We start from the raw sequence: 26,742 nt of genomic DNA, 5'->3' as shown, positions 1-26,742 counted from the left end.
CATCGCATAAGCCCTCGACCCTCAGCATATCAAGCGCGAAGGGTTAGGCTTGCCCGACAATGCAAAAAGACCGGCCATTGGCCGGTCTTTTGATAGGCGCAAAACCGTGAAAAAGCTTCTCAGCTTTCCTTCGGCTCCAGAACCTGGCGGCCGCGATACATGCCGGTCTTCAGGTCGATATGGTGCGGACGGCGCATTTCGCCGGAATTCTTGTCCTCGACATAGGTCGGGGCCTTGAGGGCGTCGGCCGAGCGGCGCATGCCGCGCTTGGACGGAGAGGTTTTTCGTTTCGGAACGGCCATGGATATGCTCCACTAGATGGTCAAAATGCCCCGGCTGCCCTCGTGAAAGGGCCGCGTCAGGGGCCGGAATCTGAGAAAGTCGGGTGCCTATACACGCCCTGCGCCGTTTTGGCCAGCACTACCGAGAATTTTTTTAGGCCGAAACAAAGCCTCTAATCTAGGCAGCCGACATAAGCACCCGACCTGCCCGCGCGCCGCTCGATTAAAGCCGCCAGCCGCCTCAGCCCCGGCCCGGGCTTGGCCGGGTTGCGGGCGATCGGGTTGGGCAAGGTGACGGCAAGCAATGCCGCCTGCCGGCGCGACAGCCGTTTTGCCGAAACGCCGAAATGGTGCTGGGCGGCGGCCTCGATGCCATAGATGCCCGGCCCCCACTCGGCGATGTTGAGATAGATCTCCATGATGCGCCGCTTCGACATCACCGCGTCGAAATAGACGGCCAAGGGCAGCTCCACCACCTTGCGCACAGTGCCCAGCGGCTTCGACCACAGATAGAGGTTCTTCACCGTCTGCATGGTGATGGTCGAGGCGCCGCGCGTCGCTTCGCCGGCCAGCGCATCGTCGACGACGCCGCGCAATTCACCGAGATCGACGCCGCGATGGAAGCAGAACTGCCCGTCCTCCGACATGATCACCGAATTGGCCAGCACCGGCGACACGTCGTCGATCGAGACCCAGCGCCGGTCATAACCGGAGAACGTCGCCAGATCCTTCAGCATCAGCGTCGACACCGGATGCACGAAGGACGGCAGATAGAGGAAGGTCAGCACCACGGGTATCAGGGCCAGCACGGCAGCCACGACGATGCCACGCCGGCCCAGGCGCTCGAGACCGGCGCGGTTCAAGCGCCTCGGTCGCGCCATGTCCAGCCCTTCGGTTTCATGATCGACGATCGGTTCCGTCAAGCCGCCCCACCTGCGCTATCAGCTGCTCCGGCATAATGGCGAGAGGCTTCTTGCGCAATGTCTGAGTGTCGGCTACCGCTCCCGGCCATGACGAAAGACGACCAAATGGGCTTCGAAATCGTGCTTTCCGCGCGGGTGGCCCCGCTTGAGGCTATGTTGAGGCAGCTCCTCGACGCCCGCACGCTTTCGGGCGAGATCGCCCGGCCGGAGCGGCTGATGGCGGCCATGCGTCACGGCGTGCTGAATGGCGGCAAGCGGCTCCGTCCTTTCCTGGTCATGGAAAGCGCCGCACTTTTCTCCGCCGACGGCGAGGCAGCATTGCGCGTCGCAGCCGCGCTCGAATGCGTGCATTGCTATTCGCTGATCCATGACGATTTGCCGGCCATGGACGATGACGATCTGCGCCGTGGCCAGCCGACCGTGCACAAGGCCTTCGACGACGCCACCGCGATCCTTGCGGGCGACGCGCTTCTGACGCTCGCCTTCGACATCCTGGCCGATGAGGCAACGATGCTGCCGGCGGAGCGCAGGGCAGCCCTGGTGCTGGCGCTTGCCCGCGCCGCCGGCGCCGGCGGCATGGTCGGCGGCCAGACGCTCGACCTCGAGGCCGAGCGCAGCAGGCCGGACGAGGCCGGCATTATCCGGCTGCAGGCAATGAAGACCGGCGCGCTGATCCGCTTCGCCTGCGAGGCAGGCGCCATCATCGGCGGCGCGGCACAAGAGGACCGCGAAAGACTGGCCGAATTCGGCTCGGCGATCGGGCTTGCCTTCCAGCTTGCCGACGACCTGCTCGACCTGACGGCGGACGCGCACCAGATGGGCAAGGCGACCGGCAAGGACGCTGCCGCCGGCAAGGCGACGCTGGTGGCGCTGCACGGCGCCGGCTGGGCGCGCAGCCAGCTCAACGGCCTCGTCGGCCAAGCACATGCGCTGCTGGAGCCTTACGGCGAACAGGCAGTGCTGCTGAAGGAAGCGGCAAAATTCGTGGCGACGCGCAACAACTGAAGTTGCGACCAACTGGATGCGCTTAGTCCGGGTTCTCCAAGGTGAGATTCACCTTCTTGGCTGTTTTTGGCTCGTCGTTTCCAATGAGTGTCACGAAGTGGTTTAATACGTCCTGCGCAGTTTGCTCCGCGGTATGCCCGGCCACTGCCCATTGCGCAAAGTGCCCGTCAATGCACATGCGTGCGAGCCCGTAGACAAGCGCCCTCGCGGCTATCTGGGTCTCTGCTATGTCGTTTGACCGGAGCATGTTTCGTCGCTGCGCCTCTACCATCGACCGTTCTACCAACGCACGCACCGCTTCGTTATCGTGACGCAGCGACTCCGAACTATCCCAATCGATAAGACTCCGCGTCGAGATGACCTGGAAATGGGTGGGATTTCGAATTGCCCAGCGCAGATAGGCGATCCCAACTGCGGCAAAGCGCTCAATGGGGTCGTCCGTCGCTACGCTCTCGACTGCAATGGTAATCTCCGAGCGGAACCGGCTCATTGCCTGCTCTGCGACAGCCGTCATCAATGCGGTCTTGTTGGCGAAATGACGGAAGGGCGCGCCGGGAGAAACACCCGCCCGCTTTGCGGCTTCGCGCACGCTCACATTGTCAGGGCCGCCCTCCTCGACAAGTTGAACCGCGGCATCGATCAGCACCTCCCGCAGATTGCCATGGTGGTAACCAGTACGGCGAGGCGTCTCGGCTTTTGGCATCTCGTTCCCTTCGTTCAGTAGAGCTGCATCTCGCCTCTATATCATGCTGCCGCAAATCATGTAATCACTGTTTACAATCTCGGCATGAGGATGTAAGCAGTGATTACAGATGGGACGGAACAGGCCAGCGGTCTTCGCGGCTGCCAAATGCCCAGATGGAGGAACGAACATGCTCGCCAGAAACGCCGAACCTCGCCGTCCGCATTCGTTCACATCGCCCCGGGGTGCGGCCGAAGAACCCCAGCACAAGGAGAATTTCCGAACCGTTCTGTCGAACGCCGCTGTGCCCGGCGTCACGCTCTATCGGCTTGCCGCCGTCGCCGGGGTGGGAAGCGCGCTTATTCTTTTGGTCAACGCGGCTAAACGGAGTTCGCTCATCCCAACCACCGATCTAACGCAACTTCTCGCGCCACTCGCCGAGATATTGGCGCTTGGCCTCGTCATAGGCTTGTTTCTTGCGTTTGGCCGGCGCGCGGGCCTATTCGGCACTATCGCGTTTGTCATCAACTTCGTTGCACTGGCAAGTTTGGAAGGTGTGGAGGTGGTGATCAATCTCGTATTTTCGAAGCTTCCGCTGACGACCATCATCGACCTTCGAGCCGGACCGCTCGGCCTGGTCCTGGTCATCAGTTCGTTGCTTTTTCTAATTGGGACGCTCGTGTTCGTAATCTCTCTTGCCGTTGGAAGAGGCGTGTCGCGCATTCCGCTCGCTCTCTATTTCATTGGCGCAGTGCCTATCGCGCTTCGTGCGTTCGTGCCGGAGTGGGCTCTTGATCTAGGCTTGGTGGTTCTTGCGATAGCGATCGCCTGGCTTGCCGGATGGCTGTGGGTACGCGCGAGCGCTATCGACGAGTTCTGGCGTGAAAGGGTAACGACCCAACTGCTCAGAATTGATGCACCTATCGCCCGGTAGATTACTGTCGCGGCGGCATAGGATCAAAAGCCGTCATTCATTGACGTGCAGCCGCGACATCGACGGCCCCGCACGAACGAAATTTTAATGTAAATCAAGCGTAATCCCGACCATAATAATGATGCGTATGTGTTGGGGTTGCGCATGCCGGAATACTCTTCCTTCATCCGGTCGATCCGGGTCCGTTATCTGTCGGGATTGCTGATCTTCGCGCTGGCCTCCGCCGCGGTCATGTTCGCGCTCAACCGCGTCAATTCCTTCCGTCACGACGTCGATGCCCTCAGCAGCAATTTCGTCATCTTCGGCCGCGACCTGCGCAACGCCACCAATTTCGCCGAGACCACCGGCACCGCCTGGCGGGCCGAAACCCGCGACGGGCTGGTGGCGTCGGCCCGAGGCCACTCCGAGCGACTGGCCGGCGAGATCGCGACCCTGACGGCCCAGCTGGCCGCTATAAAATCACGGCTTTCGAAAGACACCCTCAACGAGCTCGATTCCGCGTCCGTGAACGGGGACCTGTTCTGGTCGGCGCGCGACATGGTGCGCAACTTCAACCTGATGTCGGTGGCGCAGAAGGTCGATGAATGGAGCTATCGCGAAATCCGCAATCAGAACGACCTGTTTGCCCAGCCGATGCTGGTCCGCGTCCGCACCGCCATGGATGCCGAACGCCATCTGGCGGACGCTTCGAGCGACAGGCTGCTGTTGTGGGCGAGCGGCCTGTTGTTCGCCGTCCTTGCCATTGTCGCCATGTGGGTCTTTCGACCGATGGAAAAGGCGATCCGCCGCGCCTTCGCCGAATCCGCAGAGTCGCTGTTCAAGGCCGAGGCCGCCGATCGCGCCAAATCCGAATTCCTGGCCAATATGAGCCATGAGATCCGCACGCCGATGAATGGCGTGCTGGGCATGGCCGAGCTGCTGGCCAAGACCGACCTGACCTCGCGCCAGAAGACGTTTACTGACGTCATCGTCAAATCCGGCAATGCGCTGCTCACCATCATCAACGACATCCTCGATTTCTCCAAGATCAACGCCGGCCAGCTGACGCTCGACCCCGCGCCCTTCCGCCTGTCCGAGGCGGTCGAGGACGTGGCGACGCTGGTGTCGGCGCGCGTCGCCGAAAAGAACCTCGAGTTGATCGTGCGCGTCGATCCGCGCCTGCCCTCCTTCGTCGTCGGCGACGCCGGCCGCTTCCGGCAGATCATCACCAATCTGCTCGGCAATGCGGTCAAGTTCACCGAAAAGGGCCATGTGCTGGTCGATGTCGGCGGCGACGTGGTCGACGGCGTCATCCAGCTCAAGGTCCGCGTCGAGGACACCGGCATCGGCATTCCGGCCGAGAAGCTGCAGAACGTGTTCGAGAAATTCGCGCAGGTCGACGGTTCCTCGACGCGCCGCCATGAAGGCACCGGGCTCGGCCTGGCGATTGCCGCCCGCCTCGTCGACCTGATGGGGGGCAAGATCGGCGTCGAAAGCGAGATCGGCCGCGGCTCCGTCTTCTGGTTTGCCGTGCCGCTGCCGGCGCACCAGCAGGCCGCGCGCGATGAGATCGTGCCGGTCGATGTTACCGGCGCCCGCGTGCTGGTCATCGACGACAATCCTGTCAACCGCGAGATCCTGCTCGAGCAGCTGAAAAGCTGGAGCTTCGACTGCGCCGCCGCCGAAAGCGGTGCCGTCGGCCTGGCCTTCCTCGACCGCGCCACTCAACTCGGCGCGTCGGTGGATTGCATCATCCTCGACTACCAGATGCCCGGCATGAACGGCGCCGACGTCGCAAGGGCGATTGCCGCCGACAGCCGCCTTGCCGCCATTCCGGTCGTGCTCTTGACCTCCGTCGACCAGGTCGATTTCGGCAAGATGGTCATCGATTTCGGCATCGCCGCTTATCTGACCAAGCCGGCGCGCTCGGCCATCCTGCTCGGCACCGTCATCTCGGTCATCCAGAAGGCCCGCGCCCAGGTCGGCAAGGCGCGCTTCGTTCGCGAGCCGGCCGCGCCGCAGGCGACACCAGCGGCCGCACCCGCCTTCACCATCATCCGCGGCCCGGCAATCCCGGCGCCGGCCGCGCCGGAGTCGGCCACGGCAGCCAATGGTCCGATCGACATCCTCATCGCCGAGGACAATGACGTCAACCAGCTGGTGTTCGGCCAGATCCTCAGCGGGTTGGGACTGAGCTATCGTATCGCCGGCAACGGCCGCACCGCGGTCGAGATGTACCGGGCGTTGCGACCGAAGCTGATCCTGATGGACGTCTCGATGCCGGAGATGAACGGCTACGAGGCGACCGGCGCCATCCGCGCGATCGAACAGCAGAGCGGCAGCCATACGCCGATCATCGGCGTCACAGCACATGCTCTGAAAGGCGATCGCGAAAAATGCATCGAAGCCGGCATGGACGACTATCTGCCGAAGCCGGTCTCGCCCGACCGCCTCGGCACCAAGATCGGCGCTTGGCTCAGCGAGACGGTGGTGGCGAAGACGGCTTAGCCACCCCATCCATGCCTCGGACGGGCAACCCCTCGGCCAATTTCATGACCGCCTATAGCCGAAATTCCTGTTGGATGCGACGGGCGCATTCGAGCGGCGAGAGCAAGCTGGTGTCGATCTCGAGATCGTAGCGGTTGCCCTTGTGGACACGGTCGTATTGCCAGCGCGCCAGGCCAGGCAGCCTGTCGGCACGCTGGGCCTCCCGCGCCTCGAGCACGGCCAGCGGCGCGAAGACGCCGACCACGTGGAGATCGAAGCCGGACAGCAGCGCCTGATACTCCGACATCTCGTCGTCGCAGAGCACGTCATCGACGATGAGGTTGTTACCCTGCCCGGCCATGGCGGCAACGGCGTGCCGCATGCCTTGCATCGCGCGCCGGCCGACCGGACCTGCCTGGATGACGACGGACGGCTTGCCGTCCTGCAATAGTGTTTCGAAGGCGAAGCCTTGCGCATGGTCCTGCAGCGCCTCGGGCAGCATCTCCAAAAAGGCGTCCATCTGCACATGCAGGAAGGGCTCGGCGGTGATCGTTTGCAGCGCCCTGGCGATCGAACTCTTGCCGGCGCTGCCGACGCCGTTGAGCAGGACAATTTTGGCTGTCACGTCAGAACCCCTTCTAGCCAGGATTTGCGATCCACGACCTACCGGTTCCGCACCACGATACAGGCGCCGCCGACGCTTTGCAGTTTCTGGCAAATGACGTTGGCGGCGGCGCGATTGTCTACACCGATGCGGACCGCATAGATACCGCGGCGCCCGATCGGCGTGCGCACCCGGCTGACGACCGGATCATGGCCGGAGAGCAGGGCCGGAAACCGGCCCCTCACCCGCAGCCATTGATTGATCGCAGCACCCCGGCGGAAATTTCCAGCCACCTGGACGCCCCATGGCTTGACGTTGATCGAGGCCATCGCCACGGTTCTCGACATGATCACCGGCAGTTTGCGGCAAGCGACGGCGAAGCTCATTTTCTTGTCGAGCGGCTGGATGGTGCCGGCATAGGTGGTGTCGGTGAACTTGTCGGCGGGTTCACCCATGATGTCGAAGACGTAGCTCTCGGTCTCCATCGGCAGGAAGCCGCCGGAACTCAGCCAGCGCGACACACGGTTCTCGCCGGCATTGTAGGCAGCCGCCGCCAGGCCAAGATTGCCAAAGCCGACCTTCATCTCGGCGAGGTATTTCGCCGAAGCCGGGATCGCCTGCTCGATGTCGAAGGAATTGGCCAACCCTCGCATCTTGGCGGTTCCCGGCATGAACTGGGCGATGCCTTCCGCTCCGACGGGGCTCACCGCATTCGGATCGAAGCGGCTTTCCTTCCAGATCAGCCGAGCGAAGAAGTCCTTGGGCAGGCCGTTCTGGTCGGCATGCGCCTCGATCAGATCGCAGACCCGGTTGATCAATCTCTTGGCCGCGGATTGCGGCGGATCGGCGTAAGCCGTGTTGCCCCACAGAAGCCAAAGAGAGAAAAAGGAAACAATAAGCGCAACGACGTGCGCCAAACGCTGAGCCCGTGTTGAAAATTGCTCCGGTGAGCCAGATGATGGTGGCTTCGAGAACCGGCGCGGAGCGGACATCCGGTCCGTGAGCACCGGAAGCGCAGAAGACGCCTTCAGGTGGCCGCCGGAGTAGATTTTCGGCATGGGCTCATTCCGCCGCGGCCTTGCCGTGGCGCCCGAACCGCTGCTCGATATAGTCGGCGACCATCTTCTCGAAATCCGCTGCGATCGAAGGGCCGCGCAGCGTCGCCGCCTTCTTGCCGTCGACGAACACCGGCGCCGTCGGCGTCTCGCCGGTGCCTGGCAGCGAAATGCCGATATCGGCATGTTTGGATTCGCCCGGGCCGTTGACGATGCAGCCCATCACCGCGACCTTGAGGTTCTCGACGCCGGGATATTTCTCGCGCCAGACGGGCATGTTCTTCCTGAGGTCGGCCTGGATGTTCTGCGCCAGTTCCTGGAACACGGTTGAGGTCGTGCGGCCGCAGCCGGGGCAGGCGGCGACGATCGGCACGAACTGCCGGAAGCCCATGGTCTGCAGCAATTCCTGCGACACCTGCACCTCGCGCGTGCGATCGCCATTCGGCTCCGGCGTCAGCGAGATGCGGATCGTGTCGCCGATGCCTTGCTGCAGCAGGATGCCCATCGCGGCGGACGAGGCGACAATGCCTTTCGAGCCCATGCCCGCCTCGGTAAGGCCGAGATGCAGCGCGTGGTTGGAGCGGGTGGCGAGTTCGGTGTAGACGGCGATCAGGTCCTGCACGCCGCTGACCTTGGCCGACAGGATTATCTTGTCGCGGCCAAGGCCGATCTCCTCGGCCATCTCGGCCGACAGGATCGCCGACTGCACGATCGCCTCACGGGTGACTTCCTGGGCGGTGAGCGGAAAGCCTTGCGCCTGGTTTTCGTCCATCAGACGGGTCAGCAGATCCTGGTCGAGCGAGCCCCAGTTGACGCCGATACGCACCGGCTTGTCGTATTTGATCGCCATCTCGACGATCGCCGCGAACTGGCGGTCCCTCTTGTCCTTGAAACCGACATTGCCGGGATTGATGCGGTATTTGGCCAGCGCCTCGGCGCAAGCCGGATGATCGGCCAAGAGCTTGTGGCCGATATAGTGGAAATCGCCGACCAGCGGCACGTTGACGCCAAGCCGCTGGAGCCGGTCACGGATGGAGGGCACGGCGGCGGCACTCTCGTCGCGGTCGACGGTGATGCGCACGATCTCGGAGCCGGCACGATGCAGCGCTGCAACTTGCGCCACGGTCTGGTCGATATCGGCCGTGTCGGTATTGGTCATCGACTGCACGACGACAGGCGCACCGCCGCCGACTATGACGCCGCCGACGTCGACGCCGACCGACGTGCGGCGCGGGAAAGGAGAGGAAAAATACCCGGTCATGGCCGGCCGCCTCTTATCTAGAAGGTCCGGGCATGAGGTGGAGGAGCAAAGATGGCTTGTCAATGGCAAGCGGCAAGCAGTCGCGGCAAATCGCCGGGAGGCCAAGAAAGCCTGGCGTTCACGAGAGTCGCATTCCGGCTTCGCCGGTGACGACAACAGTGGGATATTGGATTTCAGAACAAACCACCAACACCGGCGGCATGACTGCCACCGGAAAGTTGATTGCGCACCGAAGGGGGCGCGCGCTGTTTGCTAGTGGAGCGTCAGTGCGTCGTCGGTTTTGCCTTCAGCTTTTCAATCTCGTCCTTGATTGCCAGCTTGCGCCGCTTGAGATTCACGATCTCGAGGTCGTCGACCGAAGGATGGTTCATCGCGTCGGTGATTTCGCGCTCGATGTCGCCGTGTTTCCGCTGCAACTCATCAAGATGGGATGCAAGAGACATGATTGGTTCTCCCTTTCATGGTTTCCTCGATTGCAGCCGCCAAAATGCGTCCACCGCCAGTTCGCATCTGTGACAGCGCGATGACACTCTGCCACCATCCGCCATCGATGTCGAATGCCCTGTGGTAGCATTCCACGACAATGTGAAATGTGATAAGGCCTGCGCACCGGTGGCAAAACCCCGCCGGCCCCGCCCAATCAGGCCCATCCTTTGGGCGCCGCTTACGTGCAGACGGTAGATAATGTCCGAACAGGAACAGGCTGAGATCCGCCTCGAATATTCCCGCCTGAAGCAGGAACACGCCGATTTCGACGCCGCCATCAACGCTATGATCGCCATGGGCTGCGACCCGCTGCAGATCCAGCGCATGAAGAAGAAGAAGCTCTTCCTCAAGGACCGGCTGATGGCGCTGGAAGACCGCATCATTCCCGACATCATCGCCTGAGCAGCGCCCGAGCCTCGCCGCTCAAACGCGTCACGCCGCGATTGACAGCCGCGCCGCGCGCTGGCGCAGCAGGATAAGCAGTTCGTCGGTCTTTTCCTTCGACGTGTCGATCGGAACCACCAGGCACATCGTCGCCTCGACCTTACCCGGCACCGAGAAGACGGGGGCGGCCAGGCATTTCGTGTAGGCGTCGACCAGGCCCGAAGTCACGCAGTAGCCGGTCGACCTGGCGGTCACTATATCGGCGATGAAATCGTCGAGCTTGAGCCTGCGTCCGTCCGGCAGCACGAGGTCGTCTTCGGAGACCATGTCCTCGATATCGGCTCTTTCGAGACCGGCCAGCAGCAGCCGTCCGGAAGCCGTCCAGGGCAACGGGATCTGCAGACCGGTGGCCGAACTGATTCGGAACGGCCTGGTGCCCGGGCTGGAATGGACGATCGTATAGCGGCCGCTTTGCAGCATGCACAATTCGGAGGTCTCGCCGGTCTCGCGCGACAGGTCGTCGACCTCCTGGCGCCCACGCCGGAGCAGGTCGTTGCCGCGCACATAATCCATTCCGTAGAGATAAAGCTTCTTGCCGAAATAGACCCGGTTGCCGTCGCCGGCCATTTCCAGCAGGCCCGCATCCACCAGCGAACGTACCAGCGTATAGGTCGTCGATCGCGGCGCGTTGACGCCCTTGGCGAGGTCGCCAATGCCGATCGCACGCTGCGTTGTATGCAGGAACTCAAATATCTCGAGCACCCGGTTGAGTCCCTTCTCGCGAGAGCCCGGGGTCTTGTCCTCGGCCGGGCTGATGTCCGGCCGATCTGTAACGCCAATACCGTCTTGCATTACTGATTCCTGATGTTAGTATCTGTCTTGTACAAGGTACAGATGTCTTTTGTAAGAGACAAATTGGCAAAAGACACATGTATCTGAAAGGGGAACACAACCACGAAAAGGAGGTCGCCATGAACGATACATCCAAGAGACGTGATTTTCTGAAATTGGGAATGGCCGGGCTCGCCACGGCCGGAGTAATCGGCGCAGCCGCCTCGGTCGATGTCCAGAAGGCGGCGGCACAAGCCGCACCCGACAGCCTGCTGCGCACTGTTCTCGAGCGCGGCAAGCTGATCGTCGGCACCGGAAGCACCAACGCGCCCTGGCATTTCGAGAACGATGCCGGCGAACTCGTCGGCATGGACATCACCATGGGCCACATCCTGGCCAAGGGTCTTTTCGACGACCCAACCAAGGTCGAGTTCGTCATACAGGACCCGGCGCAGCGCATCCCGAATGTCACCACCAACAAGGTCGACATCACCATCCAGTTCATGACCATGACCGCCCAGCGTTCGCAGCTGATCAACTTCTCCAGGCCGTACTACGTCGAAGGCGTCGCGCTGCTGACGCTTCCGTCAGCCGAGAACAAGACATTCGACAAGCTGCTCGCCGGCGGTTCGGCAACACGCATTTCCATCCTGCAAAACGTCGATGCCGAGCAGAATGTCCATCTCGTCCTGCCGCAGTCGCAGGTGATGCAGATCGACACCCAGGCCAATGTGCTGCAGGCGCTGGAATCGAAGCGTGTCGACGCGGCCGCCGTCGATCTCTCGACGGTCCGCTGGCTGGCCTCGCGCAATCCCGACAAATATTTCGATGCCGGCAAGAGCTGGTTTTCGATGCTTTACGGCGCCGCACTCCGGCAAGGCGATCCCGACTGGCTGGCCTTCGTCAACACAGCCTTCGCGACGGCGATGTTCGGTCATGAAACGGCGCTCTACGACGCCGCATTCAAGGACTATTTCGGGCTGGAACCGCCGGCGCGGCATCCCGGTTTCCCGGTTATCTGACAAAAGCGGAGGGGCAAGCACGCCCTTCCGCCTCCTTCTCCTCGACAGCGTGATGCACGCTGGCTATTGAGGCGGACGCATGGGCTATACGCTCAACTTCAACCTGATCTGGCGGCATTTCGACAAGCTCTGGGGCGGGCTGCTGCTCAGTCTTGAGCTCGCCGTCATCTCGATCGCCATCGGCATCGTCATCGGGCTGGTGCTGGCGGTCTGGTATGTTTCGGCCGGGCGCGTCGTGCGGTCGATCATCGCCGCCTATGTCGAATTCATCCGCAACGTGCCGCTGATCCTGCTCGTCTACCTCGTCTTCTACGGCCTGCCGACCGTGGTCGACATCGCCTACAGCGCACCGACCTCGTTCGTCGCCACGCTGTCGCTCTATAGCGGTGCCTATCTGGTCGAGGTGTTTCGCTCAGGCCTCGAAGCCGTGCCGCGCGGACAGCTGGATGCTGGCAAGGCGATCGGCCTGACGCCCTGGCAGCGGCTCATCCATGTGCGCCTGCCGACGATGCTGCGCATCACGCTGCCGGCGCTTTCGAATACCTTCCTGTCGCTGTTCAAGGACACCTCCGTCGCCTCGGTCATCTCGGTGCCCGAACTGACCTACGGCGCCCAGTGGATCAATTTCAACACCTTCCGCATCGTCGAGGTCTATCTGGTGACCACGGCGATGTATCTGCTGACCGGCTATGTGCTGCTTTTCGCGCTCAGGCTCGTCGAGCGCCGGTTCAGGGCGGCGCGCTGACATGCTGGGCCAGATCATCTACGCCTTGCCGTTCCTCGCCGAAGGCTTCGCCGTGACACTGTGGGTGTCGCTGCTGGTCGTAGTCCTGTCGCTCATCGCCGGTGTCGTGCTGGGCGTTGGCCTCGTCTACGGTCCGGCGCCGCTGCGCTGGGCAGTGCGCATCTTCAGCGACACCATACGCGGCATCCCGATCCTGGTGCTCATCTTCTTCGTCTATTACGGCCTGCCGGCCGTCGGGATTCACCTGCAGTCCTTCTGGGCAGCCGTGCTGGCGCTGACCTTGTTCAAGACGGCGCAGGTCGTGGAATATCTGCGCGGTGCCGTCGGCTCCATTCCCAAGGGCCAGTCCGAAGCGGCGATGGCGATGGGGCTGACCTTCCGCCAGCGGCTGGCCTACGTCATCTTTCCGCAGGCCTTCAGGCGCTTCCTGCCGCCCTGGATCAACGGCGTCACCGATGCGGTGAAGGGCAGCGCGCTGGTCTCGCTGCTCGGCATCACCGACTTGATGCAGGCCATCAACCAGGTCATCGGCCGCACCTACGAGGCCATGCCGCTCTATATCCTCGGCGCGCTGGTCTACTTCGCGGTCAACTACGCGCTTTCGCTCGCCAGCCGGCGGCTGGAACAGCGCTTCTCCTTCATTCGGGAATAGCAAGAATGTCCGATGCCTCCAATGCCGCGCTACTCGATGTGAGCGATGTTTCCAAGGCCTTCGGCACTGTCGAGGTGCTGCGTGCCGTCAGCCTCGAGGTGAAGCGCGGCGAGGTGGTGACCATCATCGGGCCGTCCGGCAGCGGCAAGACCACGCTGCTGCGCTGCGTCAACTTCCTCGAAAGCTACGACAGCGGCTCGATCCGCATCGACGGCAAGGAGGTCGGCTATCGCGATGCCGGGACACGCCAGCGCCGCAGCGAGCGCGACCTGGCGGCGATGCGCGCCGAGACCGGGATGGTCTTCCAGAGCTTCAACCTGTTCCCGCATCTGACCGCCGCCGGCAATATCATGCTCGGCCTGCGCAAAGTGCGCGGAAAGAGCGAGGCCGAGGCGCGCCAGATCGCCGAGCATTGGCTCGGTCGGGTCGGCCTCGCCCACAAGGCCGACAGCCTGCCGGCCGAGCTTTCCGGCGGCCAGCAGCAGCGCGTCGGCATAGCCCGCGCGGTCGCCATGGAGCCGAAGATCCTGCTTCTCGACGAGATAACCTCCGCACTCGATCCCGAACTGGTCGGTGAAGTGCTGGCCGTCGTGCGCAGCCTGGCCGAGGACGGCATGACGATGCTGATGGTCACCCATGAAATGGCCTTTGCGCGCGATGCCTCGAGCCGCATCGTCTTCATGGCCGATGGCGGCGTCAGCGCGGTTGGCCCGCCGGCCGAAATCCTAGCGGCGGAAGCGTCAAACGAACGCCTGCGCAGCTTTCTGGCGCGGTTCCGCGCCTCGCATTTCTGACACCGGACAGCGAAAGCTGCCGCAAGGAGCATTTGATGACGCCTTACATCCGGCTCGCCGAACTGGGCCTGATCCTGCCCGAGCCACCGACGCCGATCGCCAACTTCGTCACCTATGCCGAGAGCGGACGCCTGATCTTCCTCTCCGGACAGGGACCGCTGCGCGCCGACGGCACGCTTTGCACCGGCAAGGTGGGCGAAGACGTGACCGTCGAGGAAGCCTACGAGCACGCCCGCCTCACCGGCCTCAACCTGCTTGCTGTCATGCATGCGGCGGCGGGCGACCTCGGCCGCATCGTGCGCGTCGTCAAGCTGCTCGGCTTCGTCAACGCCATCCCGACCTTCAGCGACCATCCAAAGGTGGTCAATGGCTGCTCCGATCTTTTCGCCGAGGTCTTTGATAGGATCGGCGGGCATGCCCGTTCGGCGATCGGCGTCGGCTCGTTGCCGGGCAACATCACCGTCGAAATCGAGGCGGTCGTCGAGATCGCCACCTGATTTGTTAGAAATGGATCTGCCGAGATGAACACCTATTCCGCTGACCGCTCCAACCTGCCAATCCGCGACCGGCTCGGCCTGCGCCCGATCATCAATGTCTCCGGCACCATGACGACGCTCGGCGCTTCGATCATCGTCCCGGAAGCGATCGCGGCAATGGCGGAAATCGCCTCGCAATGGGTCGAGATGGACGATCTGCAGCGCGCCGCAAGCACGGTGATCGCGCGCCTGACCGGCGGCGAGGTCGGTTTCATCACCGCTTGCTGTGCCAGCGGCATCACCATGGCGATCGCCGGCGCGATGACCGGAACCAACCTTTTGGCGATCGAGCGCCTTCCGGATGACACCGAAGGCCTGAAGTCCGAGGTCGTCATCCAGCTTGGCCATATCGTCAATTACGGCGCGCCGATCGACCAGTCGGTCCGGGTGGCCGGCGCCAAAGTTGTGCCCGCCGGCACGGTCAGCGTCACACAGGACTATCATGTGCACGAAGCGATCAACGAGCGCACGGCGGCAGGACTGTACGTCGTTGCGCACCACACCGTGCAGTACGGCATGCTGTCGCTGGAGGAATTCTGCGAGATCTGCCACGCCAAGGGCGTCCCGGTGATCGTCGACGCGGCTTCCGAATATGATCTGCGCAGTTTCCTCGCGCGCGGCGCCGACATCGTCGTCTACAGCGGCCACAAATTCCTCTCAGGACCGACCAGCGGCATCGTGACGGGACGCAAGGACCTGGTGCGCACCGCCTATCTGCAGAACCGTGGCGTCGCCAGGGCGATGAAGGTCGGCAAGGAAAGCATCGCCGGCACCATGGCGGCACTCGAGGCCTGGGAGCGGCGCGATCATGCCGGCATCCGCAAGCGGGAAGAAGCGGCGCTCAACCTGTGGCAGGACGCGCTGCAGGGCCTGCCCGGCATCACCGCGCGCATCATCCCCGACCCGACCGCCAATCCACTCGACCGCCTGCAGATCTTTGTTTCGCCCGAGAGCCGCTTCACCGCCGCCGGCCTCGCCTCGGCGCTTGCCGCCGGCTCGCCGCCGATCATCGTGCGCAACCACGAAGTCGAGCGCGGCCATTTCTTCCTCGATCCGTGCAATCTGCATCCCGGCGAGGCCGAGATCGTCGGCGAGCGGCTGCGTGCCGTGTTGAGCGCGGCTGAGCGCCCCGCGGATGCCATGAAACAGCCCCGCAAGGAGTCCTCCGGCGCCTTGCGGTGGCCGGATTAGATGCTCCCGATCCTTGCGGCCCTTGGCGAATTCCGCTAAGGCGCGCCTTTGCCGCCGGGAGCATGCGCTTGAACGATCACCGCGCCGACGTCGCCATCATCATGGGCAGCCAATCCGACTGGGCGACGATGCGCCACGCCGCCGAAACGCTGGAGGCGCTGGGCGTTGCGCACAAGCGCCTGATCATCTCGGCCCACCGCACGCCGGACCGGCTCTATGACTTCGCCAAGGGCGCCAAGGCGGCTGGCTACAAAGTGATCATCGCCGGCGCCGGGGGTGCCGCGCACCTGCCCGGCATGACCGCGGCGATGACGCCGCTGCCCGTATTCGGCGTGCCGGTGGAATCCAAGGCGCTGTCCGGCCAGGACTCGCTGCTGTCCATCGTGCAGATGCCGGCGGGCATTCCCGTCGGCACTTTGGCCATCGGCAAAGCCGGTGCTGCCAACGCGGCGCTTCTCGCCGCCGCCGTGCTGGCATTGCACGACGAAGAACTCGCCGACCGGCTGGATGCCTGGCGCGCCGCCCAGACCGCCAAGGTCGCCGCCGAACCCACGGACGCGCCGTGAGCCTGCCGGCGGGATCGACCATCGGCATCATCGGCGGCGGCCAACTCGGCCGCATGCTGGCGATGGCCGCGGCACGCCTCGGCTACCGCACGGTGGTGCTCGAGCCGCAGGCCGATTGCCCGGCGGCGCAAGTCGCCAACCGGCAGATCACGGCCGCCTATGACGATGCCGCCGCACTTGCCGAACTGGCGGCGGCCAGCGCCGTCGTCACCTACGAGTTCGAAAACGTCCCGGTCGCCGCAGCCACAGCACTTGCCGCCAAGGTGCCTGTCTATCCGCCGGCACGGGCGCTGGAAGTGTCGCAGGACCGTTTGGCGGAAAAGAATTTCCTCAACGGCATCGGTATTCCCACGGCGGATTGTTGTCCCGTCGACAATGACGAGGAACTGACGGCGGCGCTGCAGAAATTCAACGGCAGCGGCATCCTGAAGACGCGTCGAATGGGCTATGACGGCAAGGGCCAGCGCGTTTTCCGCAACATGGAAACCGGCGGCTTTGCCGGCACCTGCGAGGCGATGGGCAATGTGCCGTTGATCCTCGAATCCTTCGTCGCTTTCGAGCGTGAAATCTCGGTGATCGCGGCGCGTGGTCTGGGCGGTGCGCTTGCCGCCTACGATCCGGCCGAGAATGTGCATCGCAACGGCATCCTTCACACCTCGACCTTGCCGGCCGCGATAAGGCCTGAAACCGCGGCCGCGGCGCAGGAGGCGGCCGCAAAGATTCTCACGGCGCTCGACTATGTCGGCATCATCGGCGTCGAGTTCTTCGTCCTTGCCGATGGTTCGCTGCTGGCCAACGAGATGGCGCCGCGCGTCCACAATTCCGGCCACTGGACCGAAGCCGCAGCAACCGTCTCGCAGTTCGAGCAGCATATCCGCGCCGTCGCCGGCCTGCCGCTGGGATCGCCTGCCCGCCATTCCGACTGCGTCATGGAAAACCTGATCGGCGACGACGTGCTGCGAGTTCCGGCTCTGCTCGCCGAGCCCGACCTGATGCTGCATCTCTACGGCAAAGCCGAGGCGCGGCCCGGCCGCAAGATGGGCCATTTCACGCGCGTCAGCCGCCGCGCCTGACGTTTTGTCTATTGGGGATCGTCGCCCTCGTCCTCGTTCGGACTGTCGCAACTCACGTCGCCTTCCTGGCAGTTGGCACCGGAGGTGAGCTGCTTGATCCGCTCATTGGTCAATTCCGTTAGGCATTGCGAAACCTCCATCGGATGGATGGAGCCACCCTCGCTGTCCGCGGTCGTGTACGCACATTCCGCGTCGCGGAAAGTGATCCAGGCGCGCTGTGCGGTCTGCAGCAATTTGTTGGACTTGTCGTCGTTGCGGCCGACAAGGTCCTTGTAGGCCGCGTTGAGCTTTGCGTCGGCCGCCTGGTAATCGGCGCCGGCGCAGATGGTCATCATCGACTGGCTGTCGTCGCTGCGGTCGCATTCCTCCTGTGCCTGGACGGCTGACCCGGCCGAAAGGACCACGAGACAGGCAGACAGTAGAAGGCGGCGCATGGTGTTCTCCGATTTGCTTCGCGGCGACGGCACCATTCCAGCCGCACCCGTATCGCGCAATGCCGCTCGGTGCGGATGGCGAATATTTGATGGGCAAGGTCACTTGCCGCATATCGGAAGCGCTCTTGTGGCTGACTTGCGGTTGACATGGGCAAGGCTCCTCGTTTATGAGCCACGCACAAGTTGAAAGGCGCGTCTTCGGGCGCGCCTTAAAAATTCGGCCCGGACCGGGCCCAGACCGACGGGCAAGACCATGAAGATCAAGAATTCGCTCAAGGCGCTGAAGGCGCGTCATCGCGACAACCAGCTGGTTCGTCGCAAGGGACGCATCTACATCATCAACAAGACCGCCCCGCGCTACAAGGCGCGCCAGGGCTGAGTTTTGCATGCGCGGCTGATGTTGCCGCGCCTGCATGATGTTAATTGCCGGCCTGCCGGCCCTTTCACGCTAAAATCACTTTGACGATCCGCCGTCCGGGGCTAGATTCCGGCGATGCGGATTCTTTTTGCATTGATCCCGGCCCTTCTGCTTTCGGGCATCGTCTTGCCGGCCGCCATCTCACCAGCTCGGGCGGACGATCCTGTCGCGCCTCCGGTTGCCACGACCAAACAGGCACGCCTCGACCAGCTTTTCGTCGACCTGAGGCGCGAACGCAATGAAAAGGCCGCCGAGCGCATTGCCGGGCGCATCTGGAGCGAATGGTTCCAGTCCGGCAGCGCCTCGATCGACCTGATGATGCAATGGTCGCAGAAGGCCATGGAAAACCAGAAATACGACGTCGCGCTCGATTTCCTCGACCAGGTGGTGACCTTGCAGCCGGCCTATGCCGAAGGCTGGAACCGGCGCGCGACGGTGCATTTCATGATGAAGAACTACGGCAAGTCGATGTCCGACATCGACCGCACGCTACAACTCGAGCCCCGCCATTTCGGCGCACTTTCGGGGCTGGCGCAGATCATGGCCGAGACCGGCCACAAGCAGTCGGCGCTTGAAGCCTGGCAGAAGGTGCTTGCCATCTATCCGATGATGCGCAGCGCCCAGGACCAGGTCGGTGCGCTGTCGGAAGAGCTTGCCGGCGAAGGCATTTGATGCGCAGGCTTGCAGCACAAAAACCGCTGCGCCCCCTGAACTAATTCCGCTCCGCTCCGTACCTCCTGCCCATGAACCTCATCTACGCTGCGTTTGCCTTCTTCCTGGCGCTTGTGTTCGCCTTTGCCGGCGTCACCCGCGCCGGCGCATGGCTGATCGAGCGTCGCAATCCGCCGGCCGGTGACTTCGCCGATATCGGCGGCGCGCGCATCCACTATGTCCACGTGCCGGCGCCGGCCAATGCCGACCTGCCGCCGATCGTCTTCATCCACGGCGCCAGCGCCAATCTTGAAGATCAGATGCTGCCGCTGAGACCCCTGATCGAAGGCCGCGCCGAGATGCTGTTCCTCGACCGTCCCGGCTTCGGCTGGTCGGGACGCGGCAACAACGAGACCCCGTCTGTGCAGGCCAACACCATCGCGGCGCTGATGGATCGCCTCGGCATCAAAAAGGCGATCGTCGTCGGCCATTCCTTCGGCGGCGTGGTCACTGCGGCCTTCGGGCGCGAACATGCCGACAGGACGCTTGGCCTCGTCTTCCTTTCGCCCGTCAGCCATCCCTGGCCGGGCGGCGCGACCGCCTGGTACTACAGACTGACGACGGTTCCGGTCGTCGGCCGGCTGTTTTCCGAAACGCTGGCCTATCCGGCGGGAACGCTGCAGATGGACGCCGCCACCACTTGCGTCTTTTCCCCCAACAAGGTGCCGGACGGCTATGTGGCCGCGGCTTCGATCCCCCTGGTGCTACGGCCCGCCGCCTTCCGCGCCAATGCCATCGATGTAGCGGGGCTCTATGGCTATGTGCTGGCCGCCGCGCCGCGCTACCACGACATCAAGGCGCCGACCGTGATCATCTCGGGCGACCGCGACAAGATCGTCTACGCGACGGTCCATTCGGTTGGCCTGGCGCGCGACATTGCGGGCGCCGAACTGGTTTGGGTGCGCAATCTCGGCCACAAGCCCGATTGGATCGCCCCCGATCTCGTCATCGGCGCGATCGGCAAGGTCGCCGGCAGGGCCCTGGACCTGCAGGCAATGGCCAGGAGCGTGGAAGCACGCATCGCCGGCGATGCGCAGGGCGCCAAATGTCCCGATCTAAAGGTGCCGGAAGCCGAACTCGCGCCGACCTAGAACAATTCCGGGAAAGGTGTGAAACGGTTTTCCGTCCGGAATTGCGTCAAAACAAAGAGATAGATTCCGCAATCGGGCGGACCAGCTCTACCGGCTCGGCTGCGTCTCCGACCCGACATAGGCGATACGAAGCATATTGGTCGAGCCCGGGGTCCTGAGCGGCACGCCAGCGGTAATGATGACGCGGTCGCCCGGCTTGGCGAACCCTTCATCTATGGCGATGCGGCAGGCGCGGTCGACCATGTCGTCGAGGTCGACCGCATCGGGCGAGACGACGCAATGCGTGCCCCACAGAAGCGACAGCCGCCGCGCCGTGTTGAGGATCGGCGACAGCGCCACGATCGGCACCTGCGGCCGCTCGCGCGCGGCGCGCAGGCCGGTGGTGCCGGAGGCCGTATAGGTGACGATCGCCGACAGTTTCAGCGTCTCGGCGATCTCGCGGGCGGCGAGCGAAATGGCGTCCGCACCCGTCGCTTCCGGTTCAGAACGCTGCGCATTGATGATGCCGGCATAGGTCGGGTCGGTTTCGACCTTGGTGGCGATCCTGTCCATCATCGCCACAGCCTCGACCGGATAGGCGCCGGCCGCCGATTCGGCCGACAGCATGATGGCGTCCGCGCCTTCGAAGACGGCGATCGACACGTCCGAGACCTCGGCGCGGGTCGGCACCGGTGCGGTGATCATCGATTCCAGCATCTGCGTGGCAATCACCACCGGCTTGCCGGCGCGGCGCGCGGCGCGCGTGATCTGCTTCTGGATGCCGGGCACGGCTTCGAGCGGCATTTCGACGCCGAGATCGCCGCGGGCAACCATCAGCGCATCCGACAGTTCGATGATCTCCGACAGCCGGGCGACGGCCTGCGGCTTTTCGATCTTGGCCATGATCAGCGCCCGGCCGCGCGCGATCTTGCGCGCTTCGGCGAGATCCTCCGGCCGCTGCACGAAGGACAGCGCCACCCAGTCGACGCCTGCCGCCAGCACCGCGTCGAGATCCTTGCGGTCCTTCTCGGTCAAGGCGCCGACCGGCAGGTCGGTGTCGGGCAGACTGACGCCCTTCTTGTCGGAAATGGTGGTGCCGGCAACGACAGTGCAGACGATCGACTTGCCGTCGCTCTTCACCGCCCTCAGTTCCAGCTTGCCGTCGTCGATCAGCAAACGGTGACCGGCCTCGACCGAGCTCAGGATTTCCGGATGCGGCAAATAGACCCTGCTCGACGTGCCGGGCTCCGGATTGTCGTCGAGCGTGAAGCTTTGGCCGACGCCCAGCACCTCCTTGCCATTGGCGAACTTGCCGACGCGCAGCTTCGGCCCCTGCAGATCGGCGAGGATGCCGATGGGACGGCCGACGGCTTCCTCGACAGTGCGGATGCGGCCGACCAGCGTGCGCATCAAATCGTGGTCGGTATGGCTCATATTGATGCGGAAGACATCGGCGCCGGCTTCGAACAGCTTCTTCAGCATCTCCTCGGAGGAGGAAGCCGGACCGATGGTGGCGAGGATCTTGACCTTGCGGTTGCGTCTCATTGACTGTTTGTTCCCGGGGCGGGGGTCGCCGGAGCGCCTCCCGTTGCGGGCTCGTCGGTCAGCTGGACCATCCAGCTTGCCTGCTCGCCCGTGTCATATTCCTGAAATCCGGCGCGCTGGAAGCCCCGGGCGACGCAATCGGTTACGCCGGCGATCTTGAACTCTTTTTCGGCCACGCACATGTTGATCGGGCCATCCCAACGCCCGCCGCGCTCGGCGTCTTCTGCATAAAGATAGTAAAACCTTGATGACAGCGGTCCTTCGATCAGCGTCTTGCAGCTCGATCCTTCTATGTGCCACCAGCCCTCGGTGATCCAGCCGGCCTTGGCGCGGTAGCCGATGCCGACGCCAACCAGGTTCTGCGTGGCGTTGCAGACGCGGAAGTCGGCACGGGCGGGCGAGGCCGCGATCATGGCCGACAGGCCCGCGGTGACGATCAGGACCGGCAAGGCGAAGGCACGGCGCATGCGCGGCCTGCCGGCGAAACCCATCCTGAAACCCCTCAAGAACCACATCTGCATCTCTCGACGCCCCTTTTCGGAAAACTCCGGGCGCATGTCAACGCGCCGTTCTGTCCAATTCCAATCGATTTAGAAAGGCCCCGCCGGCGATCTGTCGCCTTGCGTCGGATTTTTCGCAGAAACCGTGGCCAAACAACGGCATTGCGCCTGCGCCCTCTTCGTGGAATGACGATACCACCCTCCCCGGAAGCCAGCGACCAGACCATTTTCAGACAATGACCCGATCCACAGTTTTCGCGCCGTTCGATATCGTCGAAGGCGACCGCAAGCGAGGCATCGTGCTTCTTGGCGATCACGCCCGCCGCGAACTGCCGGAAGAGTATGGCAGCCTCGGCCTGCCGGCTAAGGAGTTCGAGCGCCACATCGCCTACGATATCGGCGTCGAGGCCGTGACGCGCGAGCTGGCGGCAATGCTCGGCGTGCCGGCGGTGCTTGCCAATTTCTCGCGGCTCTTGATCGACCCCAATCGCGGCGAGGATGACCCGACACTGATCCGCCAGCTCTATGACGGCACCATCGTGCCGGGAAATTACCCCATGGCGGCGGAAGAGCGGGAGAGACGGCTCGACGGTTTCTACCGGCCCTATCACGATGCCGTCGGCGCCATGATCGCCTCGGTGGCGCAGGCGTCCGCGAAAGCGCCCTTCATCTTCTCGGTACACTCCTTCACGCCGGCCATGCAGGGCATCGAGCGCCCATGGCATGTCGGCATATTGTGGGACCTGGACGACCGGGTGGCGCGGCCGCTGATCGATATGCTGGCGGCGGACGAGAGCCTCGTCGTCGGCGACAACGAACCCTATGACGGCGCGTTGCGCGGCGACACAATGTTCAGGCACGCCATCATCAACGGCTTTGCCCATGCGCTGATCGAGATCCGCCAGGACCTGATCGCCGACAGCAGGGGCGCAATGCAATGGGCCGAACGGCTGGCCCCGATCGTTGACGCGATCGACCGCCTTCCCGATATACATCGGGTGAAGATGTTCGGCTCGCGCACCGGGCCGGTGTGACGGAGATCCGACAATGACCGAACTTAGCGACGAACAGAGACGCGATTTCGAGGCCGCCGCCTTCCGCCGGCTGGTGGCGCATCTGCGCGAACGCAGCGACGTGCAGAACATCGACCTGATGAACCTCGCCGGCTTCTGCCGCAACTGCCTCTCCAACTGGTACCGCGAAGCCGCCGAGACCGAGGGCGTTGCCCTGTCGAAGGACCAGTCGCGCGAAATTATCTACGGCATGCCCTATGCCGAATGGCAGGCGCTCAACCAGACCGAGGCCTCAGACGCCAAGAAGGCCGAATTCGAGGCAAGACGTCCCAGGGATCACTGACGCTGCTTGGCCCAAACACTTTCGGCCCCCAGCGCTTGACTGAAAATTGAATCGATCTAATTTGCCGCGCAAAGCCCTTTTCACACCGGATTCTGCCTTATGGACGCGCAAAACGTCATGGAGACAGCCATTCGCGGGCGGTGGGCCGTGGCCGGCATCTTCCTCGCCAACGGCTTCCTGACCGGCAGTTGGGCGCCGCAGATTCCGGTGTTCCTGACCCGCCTCGACATCTCGAAGTTCACGCTCGGCCTGCTGATCCTGCTGTTCGGCGTCGGCGCGGTGACCGCGATGACCTGGTGCGGCCATCTTATCTCCCGGCACGGGTCGCGCAGCGTGCTGCGCTGGTTCGGCCTGTGCGGCAGTCTCGGCCTGCTGGTCGTGGCACTGGCCCCCAACGTGCCGCTGGCGGCCATCGCCATGTTCATCTTCGGCGGTTCGATCGGCGGCATGGACGTCGCCATGAACGCCAATGCGGTGGCGGTGGAAAGAAGGCTTTCCCGCGCGATCATGTCGTCCTCGCACGGTTTTTGGAGCCTCGGGGGTTTCGCAGGTGGTGCGGTCGGCGGCTTGGCCATACAGAACTACGGCCATCTTGCCCACGCGATGGTGGTGACAGTGCTGGCCTTTGCCCTGATCGCGCTGGCAGTCGGCCACCTTATCGTCGAGGACAAGCCCAAGGCATCCGAGCACCAGAAATTCTCGCTGCCGGCAAATCCGCTTGTCTATCTGGTCGGGCTGATGGCGCTGCTGACCATGATTTCCGAAGGCGCGGTGCTCGACTGGGCGGCCCTCTACCTCAAGCAGGAACTTAGTGCCGACCTTGCTATCGCCGGCCTCGCCTATGCCGCCTTTTCCGGCGTCATGGCCGTCATGCGCTTCCTTGGCGACGGCGTGCGCAACCGCTTCGGCGCGGTGGCGACGCTGCGTGGCTCGGCGCTTGTTGCCGCTGCCGGCATGCTGGTCGCCGGCCTGTCGCCGTCGCCCTGGCTCGCCATCGCCGCCTTTGCCTTTTGCGGCTTCGGCATCGCCAACATGGTGCCGATCATCTTTTCGGCCGGCGGCAACCAGGAAGGCATGTCATCCGGCACCGGCATGAGCGTCGTCACCACGATGGGTTACTCAGGCATTCTGGTGGCCCCGTCGGCGATCGGCTTCTTCGCAGAGCATTCGAGCTTCGGACCGATCTTCGTCGCCCTTTCGGGATTGCTCGTCATCGTGCTCTTGATGGCGGGGCTTGCTCACCGCGCCGAATTCGCGCCCGAGCCGGCGCCGGCCGAATAGCGCTTCAGTTCCTCATAGAGAAAATCCGCGACGCGGCGGATGCGCACGCTGCTGCGCACATCGCGATGCATGGCCAGCCACACCGGGAGCGTCGGCAGTGTCAGCTCCGGCAGTATCGTCTCCACCAATGGATCGCGGTCGATCAGCGGCCCCTGACCGAAACCGATGCCATTTCCCGCCCGCACCGCCTCCCACAGCACGATCTGGTTGTCGGTCCTGAAGCGAAAGGCATTGCGCGTGAGCGAGATGCCGAACTGGGTAAAACCGCGAATGATCTCGTCGCCGCGGTCGAAGCCGATCAGGTCATGCCCGACAAGATCGCCGGGCTCGAGCGGCCGGCCCCGCCGGTCGAGATAGGATGATGCCGCGCAGAGGCGGAGCGGAATATCGGCGACCTTGCGCGCCACCAGCTCGTTCTGCGCCGGCTTCACCATGCGGATGGCAATGTCGGCATCGCGGCGCAGCAGGTTCTCGACCTGGTTCGAGGCGACGATCTCGACCTCGATGCCGGGCTCCTCGACACCGAGTCGAGCCGTCATCTCCGGCAGCACACAGGCTGCCACCACTTCGCTGGCGGCGATACGCACCGTGCCTTCGATCGCTTCGACCGATCCCAGCGCCAGCAGCGAAAAAGCGCTCGCCTGTTCGCTGACGGCCCGGCCGCGTTCGTAGAGCGTGCTGCCGGCCTCGGTCAGTGCGTAGCCGCGCCGACCGCGCCGGAACAGCGTCACCCCAAGCGCCTGCTCCAGTTCCGCGATGTGGCGGCCAAGCGTCGGCTGGCTCGCGGCCAGCTTTCTCGCGGCAGCGGACAGGCTGCCGGTTTCCGCCACGGTGACGAAACTCTTGATCAGGTTCCAGTCGATCTCAGCCATTCATTTATGAATATCAGATCGCCAAATCCAGTCAATTTCCATTCGTTTGCAAACACTGCACATTGAAGGTCTCAACGCAAACATGGAGACAAAAATGACCAAGATCGCAATCCTCGGCGCCAATGGCCGGCTCGGCCGCGTGGTCGCCAGGGCCTTCATCGACGCCGGCTACGACGTCCGGACCGTCACCCGTAGCGGCAAGGTGCCGACGGAACTCAAGGGCGCCACGGCTGTCGCCGGCGATGCCCTCGACCGTGACGCGCTGATACGCGCCACGCAAGGCGTCGACATCATCTTCAATGGCCTCAACCCGATCTACACCGACTGGGGCAAGTGCCTGCCAATGGCCGAAAACGTCATGGCCGCCTGCTGGGCGAACGGCGCCCTGCACCTTACTCCGGGCAATGTCTACAATTTCGGCTCGCCCATCCCGGCGGTGATCTGGGAAGACACACCGTTCCACCCGACGACCGAAAAGGGCCGCATCCGCATCGCCATGGAGGAACTTTTTCGCCGTGAGGCGGACGCCGGACGTGTCCGCACCATCCTGCTCAGGAGCGGCGATTTCTTCGGCGGCACCGGCAGCGGCTCCTGGTTCGACCTGATCGTCGCCGCCAAGATGAACAGGGGCATCTATACGGCACCTGGGCCGGTCGATCTCGTGCATGAATGGGCCTATTTGCCGGATATGGCCAAGGCCTTCGTCGGCCTGGCGCGGAACCTCGACAAGCTCGGCTCTTACGAGGCACTGAACTTTCCGGGACATGCCGTCACCGATCTGGAGATCAAGGCGGCGGCCGAGAAAGCACTCGGGCGTACGCTCAAACTGACGTCGATGCCCTGGTGGGTGCTGCGCGCCGGCAGCCCATTCGTAGCGATGTGGCGCGAGATCGTCTCGATGTCCTACCTGCGCTTCGAACCGCACAGGCTGGCCTCGCCAAGGCTGGAAGGCATCATTGGGCCGATCCCGCATACGCCGCTGGAGACGGCCGTTGCAGATGCCTTGAACGACATTGGCATTGCCACAATTGCAGCAGTGGACAGCCAGAAGGCTGCCTGATCTA

Annotated in this window: 31 protein-coding genes; 19 read left to right on the top strand and 12 right to left on the bottom strand. The window is 63.6% G+C overall.

Features of this window, described 5'->3' with window-relative positions; all coding sequences use genetic code 11:
• Nucleotides 1-119: 119 nt before the first annotated feature.
• On the bottom strand, nt 120-302 hold the full coding sequence (rpmF, locus tag ACFX5Q_RS27640) for a 50S ribosomal protein L32 (RefSeq protein ID WP_006203806.1): 183 nt from the start codon (nt 300-302) through the stop codon (nt 120-122).
• Nucleotides 303-454: 152 nt separating this feature from the next.
• Complete coding sequence (locus ACFX5Q_RS27635; protein WP_404283121.1) at nt 455-1,162, bottom strand: transglycosylase domain-containing protein; 708 nt, start codon at nt 1,160-1,162, stop codon at nt 455-457.
• Nucleotides 1,163-1,291: 129 nt separating this feature from the next.
• Here ACFX5Q_RS27635 and ACFX5Q_RS27630 point away from each other — a divergent pair, with 129 nt between their 5' ends.
• A complete protein-coding gene (locus tag ACFX5Q_RS27630) occupies nt 1,292-2,209 on the top strand; it encodes a polyprenyl synthetase family protein (RefSeq protein ID WP_404283062.1) in 918 nt (305 codons plus the stop codon).
• 22 nt (nt 2,210-2,231) lie between these two features.
• Here the strand turns inward: ACFX5Q_RS27630 and ACFX5Q_RS27625 are convergent, their stop codons facing one another.
• Nucleotides 2,232-2,912 carry a TetR/AcrR family transcriptional regulator gene (locus ACFX5Q_RS27625; protein WP_404283061.1) on the bottom strand — a complete coding sequence of 227 codons (681 nt, stop codon included), beginning with the start codon at nt 2,910-2,912 and terminating at the stop codon, nt 2,232-2,234.
• Between the two features lie 169 nt (nt 2,913-3,081).
• Here ACFX5Q_RS27625 and ACFX5Q_RS27620 point away from each other — a divergent pair, with 169 nt between their 5' ends.
• Nucleotides 3,082-3,825: a hypothetical protein gene (locus ACFX5Q_RS27620; protein WP_404283059.1), complete on the top strand. Its 744-nt coding sequence runs from the start codon at nt 3,082-3,084 to the stop codon at nt 3,823-3,825.
• A 144-nt stretch (nt 3,826-3,969) separates the two neighbouring features.
• Entirely contained in the window at nt 3,970-6,312 is a 2,343-nt protein-coding gene (locus tag ACFX5Q_RS27615) for a response regulator (RefSeq protein WP_404283057.1), read from the top strand.
• A 52-nt stretch (nt 6,313-6,364) separates the two neighbouring features.
• Here the strand turns inward: ACFX5Q_RS27615 and ACFX5Q_RS27610 are convergent, their stop codons facing one another.
• The 4 genes from ACFX5Q_RS27610 to ACFX5Q_RS27595 form a co-directional block, all read right to left on the bottom strand.
• The gene (locus tag ACFX5Q_RS27610; protein ID WP_404283056.1) at nt 6,365-6,916 is read right to left on the bottom strand and encodes a chloramphenicol phosphotransferase CPT family protein; all 552 of its coding nucleotides are present in this window, start codon (nt 6,914-6,916) and stop codon (nt 6,365-6,367) included.
• Nucleotides 6,917-6,954: 38 nt separating this feature from the next.
• Entirely contained in the window at nt 6,955-7,791 is an 837-nt protein-coding gene (locus ACFX5Q_RS27605) for a lytic transglycosylase domain-containing protein (protein WP_404283120.1), read from the bottom strand.
• A 166-nt stretch (nt 7,792-7,957) separates the two neighbouring features.
• A complete protein-coding gene (ispG, locus tag ACFX5Q_RS27600; RefSeq protein ID WP_404283055.1) occupies nt 7,958-9,211 on the bottom strand; it encodes a flavodoxin-dependent (E)-4-hydroxy-3-methylbut-2-enyl-diphosphate synthase in 1,254 nt (417 codons plus the stop codon).
• Nucleotides 9,212-9,474: 263 nt separating this feature from the next.
• Entirely contained in the window at nt 9,475-9,654 is a 180-nt protein-coding gene (locus tag ACFX5Q_RS27595) for a YdcH family protein (protein WP_006203778.1), read from the bottom strand.
• Nucleotides 9,655-9,895: 241 nt separating this feature from the next.
• On the opposite strand from ACFX5Q_RS27595, the gene ACFX5Q_RS27590 reads away from it, so the two are divergent.
• Nucleotides 9,896-10,099, top strand: coding sequence for a YdcH family protein (locus tag ACFX5Q_RS27590; RefSeq protein WP_006203777.1), 204 nt, complete (start codon nt 9,896-9,898; stop codon nt 10,097-10,099).
• Nucleotides 10,100-10,129: 30 nt separating this feature from the next.
• On the opposite strand, the gene ACFX5Q_RS27585 is transcribed toward ACFX5Q_RS27590, so the two are convergent.
• Nucleotides 10,130-10,933 (bottom strand): IclR family transcriptional regulator, encoded by an 804-nt coding sequence (locus tag ACFX5Q_RS27585; RefSeq protein ID WP_404283053.1) that lies wholly within the window; start codon nt 10,931-10,933, stop codon nt 10,130-10,132.
• A gap of 119 nt (nt 10,934-11,052) precedes the next feature.
• On the opposite strand from ACFX5Q_RS27585, the gene ACFX5Q_RS27580 reads away from it, so the two are divergent.
• The 8 genes from ACFX5Q_RS27580 (at nt 11,053) to ACFX5Q_RS27545 (ending at nt 17,491) form a co-directional block, all read left to right on the top strand.
• Nucleotides 11,053-11,934: a transporter substrate-binding domain-containing protein gene (locus ACFX5Q_RS27580; RefSeq protein WP_404283052.1), complete on the top strand. Its 882-nt coding sequence runs from the start codon at nt 11,053-11,055 to the stop codon at nt 11,932-11,934.
• Between the two features lie 79 nt (nt 11,935-12,013).
• Entirely contained in the window at nt 12,014-12,679 is a 666-nt protein-coding gene (locus ACFX5Q_RS27575) for an amino acid ABC transporter permease (RefSeq protein ID WP_006203774.1), read from the top strand.
• A gap of 1 nt (nt 12,680) precedes the next feature.
• Nucleotides 12,681-13,331, top strand: a complete 651-nt coding sequence (locus tag ACFX5Q_RS27570) for an amino acid ABC transporter permease (RefSeq protein WP_404283050.1) — start codon at nt 12,681-12,683, stop codon at nt 13,329-13,331.
• A gap of 5 nt (nt 13,332-13,336) precedes the next feature.
• Complete coding sequence (locus tag ACFX5Q_RS27565) at nt 13,337-14,125, top strand: amino acid ABC transporter ATP-binding protein (RefSeq protein WP_404283049.1); 789 nt, start codon at nt 13,337-13,339, stop codon at nt 14,123-14,125.
• 35 nt (nt 14,126-14,160) lie between these two features.
• Nucleotides 14,161-14,622, top strand: a complete 462-nt coding sequence (locus ACFX5Q_RS27560; RefSeq protein ID WP_404283047.1) for a RidA family protein — start codon at nt 14,161-14,163, stop codon at nt 14,620-14,622.
• A 24-nt stretch (nt 14,623-14,646) separates the two neighbouring features.
• Entirely contained in the window at nt 14,647-15,852 is a 1,206-nt protein-coding gene (locus ACFX5Q_RS27555; RefSeq protein WP_404283046.1) for an aminotransferase class V-fold PLP-dependent enzyme, read from the top strand.
• Nucleotides 15,853-15,920: 68 nt separating this feature from the next.
• Nucleotides 15,921-16,418 carry a 5-(carboxyamino)imidazole ribonucleotide mutase gene (gene purE, locus ACFX5Q_RS27550; RefSeq protein WP_006203767.1) on the top strand — a complete coding sequence of 166 codons (498 nt, stop codon included), beginning with the start codon at nt 15,921-15,923 and terminating at the stop codon, nt 16,416-16,418.
• On the top strand, nt 16,415-17,491 hold the full coding sequence (locus ACFX5Q_RS27545; RefSeq protein ID WP_404283045.1) for a 5-(carboxyamino)imidazole ribonucleotide synthase: 1,077 nt from the start codon (nt 16,415-16,417) through the stop codon (nt 17,489-17,491). The genes purE and ACFX5Q_RS27545 overlap by 4 nt, the downstream gene beginning before the upstream one ends.
• Before the next feature lie 8 nt (nt 17,492-17,499).
• On the opposite strand, the gene ACFX5Q_RS27540 is transcribed toward ACFX5Q_RS27545, so the two are convergent.
• Entirely contained in the window at nt 17,500-17,925 is a 426-nt protein-coding gene (locus ACFX5Q_RS27540) for a lysozyme inhibitor LprI family protein (protein ID WP_404283043.1), read from the bottom strand.
• A 253-nt stretch (nt 17,926-18,178) separates the two neighbouring features.
• Here ACFX5Q_RS27540 and ykgO point away from each other — a divergent pair, with 253 nt between their 5' ends.
• From ykgO to ACFX5Q_RS27525, 3 genes are all read left to right on the top strand, one after another.
• Nucleotides 18,179-18,304, top strand: coding sequence for a type B 50S ribosomal protein L36 (gene ykgO / locus ACFX5Q_RS27535; RefSeq protein ID WP_006203764.1), 126 nt, complete (start codon nt 18,179-18,181; stop codon nt 18,302-18,304).
• Between the two features lie 114 nt (nt 18,305-18,418).
• A complete protein-coding gene (locus ACFX5Q_RS27530; RefSeq protein WP_404283040.1) occupies nt 18,419-19,015 on the top strand; it encodes a tetratricopeptide repeat protein in 597 nt (198 codons plus the stop codon).
• A gap of 71 nt (nt 19,016-19,086) precedes the next feature.
• On the top strand, nt 19,087-20,145 hold the full coding sequence (locus tag ACFX5Q_RS27525) for an alpha/beta fold hydrolase (RefSeq protein WP_404283039.1): 1,059 nt from the start codon (nt 19,087-19,089) through the stop codon (nt 20,143-20,145).
• 87 nt (nt 20,146-20,232) lie between these two features.
• Here the strand turns inward: ACFX5Q_RS27525 and pyk are convergent, their stop codons facing one another.
• Together pyk and ACFX5Q_RS27515 are read right to left on the bottom strand one after the other, a co-directional pair.
• Nucleotides 20,233-21,669: a pyruvate kinase gene (gene pyk / locus ACFX5Q_RS27520; RefSeq protein WP_404283037.1), complete on the bottom strand. Its 1,437-nt coding sequence runs from the start codon at nt 21,667-21,669 to the stop codon at nt 20,233-20,235.
• On the bottom strand, nt 21,666-22,082 hold the full coding sequence (locus tag ACFX5Q_RS27515) for a DUF1036 domain-containing protein (RefSeq protein ID WP_404283119.1): 417 nt from the start codon (nt 22,080-22,082) through the stop codon (nt 21,666-21,668). Before ACFX5Q_RS27515 ends, pyk begins: the two co-directional genes overlap by 4 nt.
• A 323-nt stretch (nt 22,083-22,405) precedes the next feature.
• Between ACFX5Q_RS27515 and ACFX5Q_RS27510 the strand changes: the two genes are divergently transcribed.
• The 3 genes from ACFX5Q_RS27510 to ACFX5Q_RS27500 all read left to right on the top strand — a co-directional run bounded on the left by ACFX5Q_RS27510 (nt 22,406) and on the right by ACFX5Q_RS27500 (nt 24,806).
• Nucleotides 22,406-23,203, top strand: coding sequence for an N-formylglutamate amidohydrolase (locus ACFX5Q_RS27510; RefSeq protein WP_404283036.1), 798 nt, complete (start codon nt 22,406-22,408; stop codon nt 23,201-23,203).
• Nucleotides 23,204-23,216: 13 nt separating this feature from the next.
• Nucleotides 23,217-23,525 carry a DUF1244 domain-containing protein gene (locus tag ACFX5Q_RS27505; protein WP_404283034.1) on the top strand — a complete coding sequence of 103 codons (309 nt, stop codon included), beginning with the start codon at nt 23,217-23,219 and terminating at the stop codon, nt 23,523-23,525.
• Between the two features lie 99 nt (nt 23,526-23,624).
• A complete protein-coding gene (locus tag ACFX5Q_RS27500; protein ID WP_404283032.1) occupies nt 23,625-24,806 on the top strand; it encodes an MFS transporter in 1,182 nt (393 codons plus the stop codon).
• Here the strand turns inward: ACFX5Q_RS27500 and ACFX5Q_RS27495 are convergent.
• Nucleotides 24,764-25,678, bottom strand: a complete 915-nt coding sequence (locus tag ACFX5Q_RS27495) for a LysR family transcriptional regulator (protein ID WP_404283031.1) — start codon at nt 25,676-25,678, stop codon at nt 24,764-24,766. The genes ACFX5Q_RS27500 and ACFX5Q_RS27495 overlap by 43 nt on opposite strands.
• Nucleotides 25,679-25,772: 94 nt before the next feature.
• On the opposite strand from ACFX5Q_RS27495, the gene ACFX5Q_RS27490 reads away from it, so the two are divergent.
• On the top strand, nt 25,773-26,738 hold the full coding sequence (locus tag ACFX5Q_RS27490) for an SDR family oxidoreductase (RefSeq protein WP_404283029.1): 966 nt from the start codon (nt 25,773-25,775) through the stop codon (nt 26,736-26,738).
• Nucleotides 26,739-26,742: the final 4 nt, after the last annotated feature.

Source organism: Mesorhizobium sp. IMUNJ 23033 (assembly GCF_044778005.1).
In the GTDB taxonomy this organism is placed as follows: domain Bacteria; phylum Pseudomonadota; class Alphaproteobacteria; order Rhizobiales; family Rhizobiaceae; genus Mesorhizobium; species Mesorhizobium amorphae_A.
Note: the sequence above shows the minus strand (reverse complement) of the source record. Positions and strands in the feature narration are given on the sequence as shown.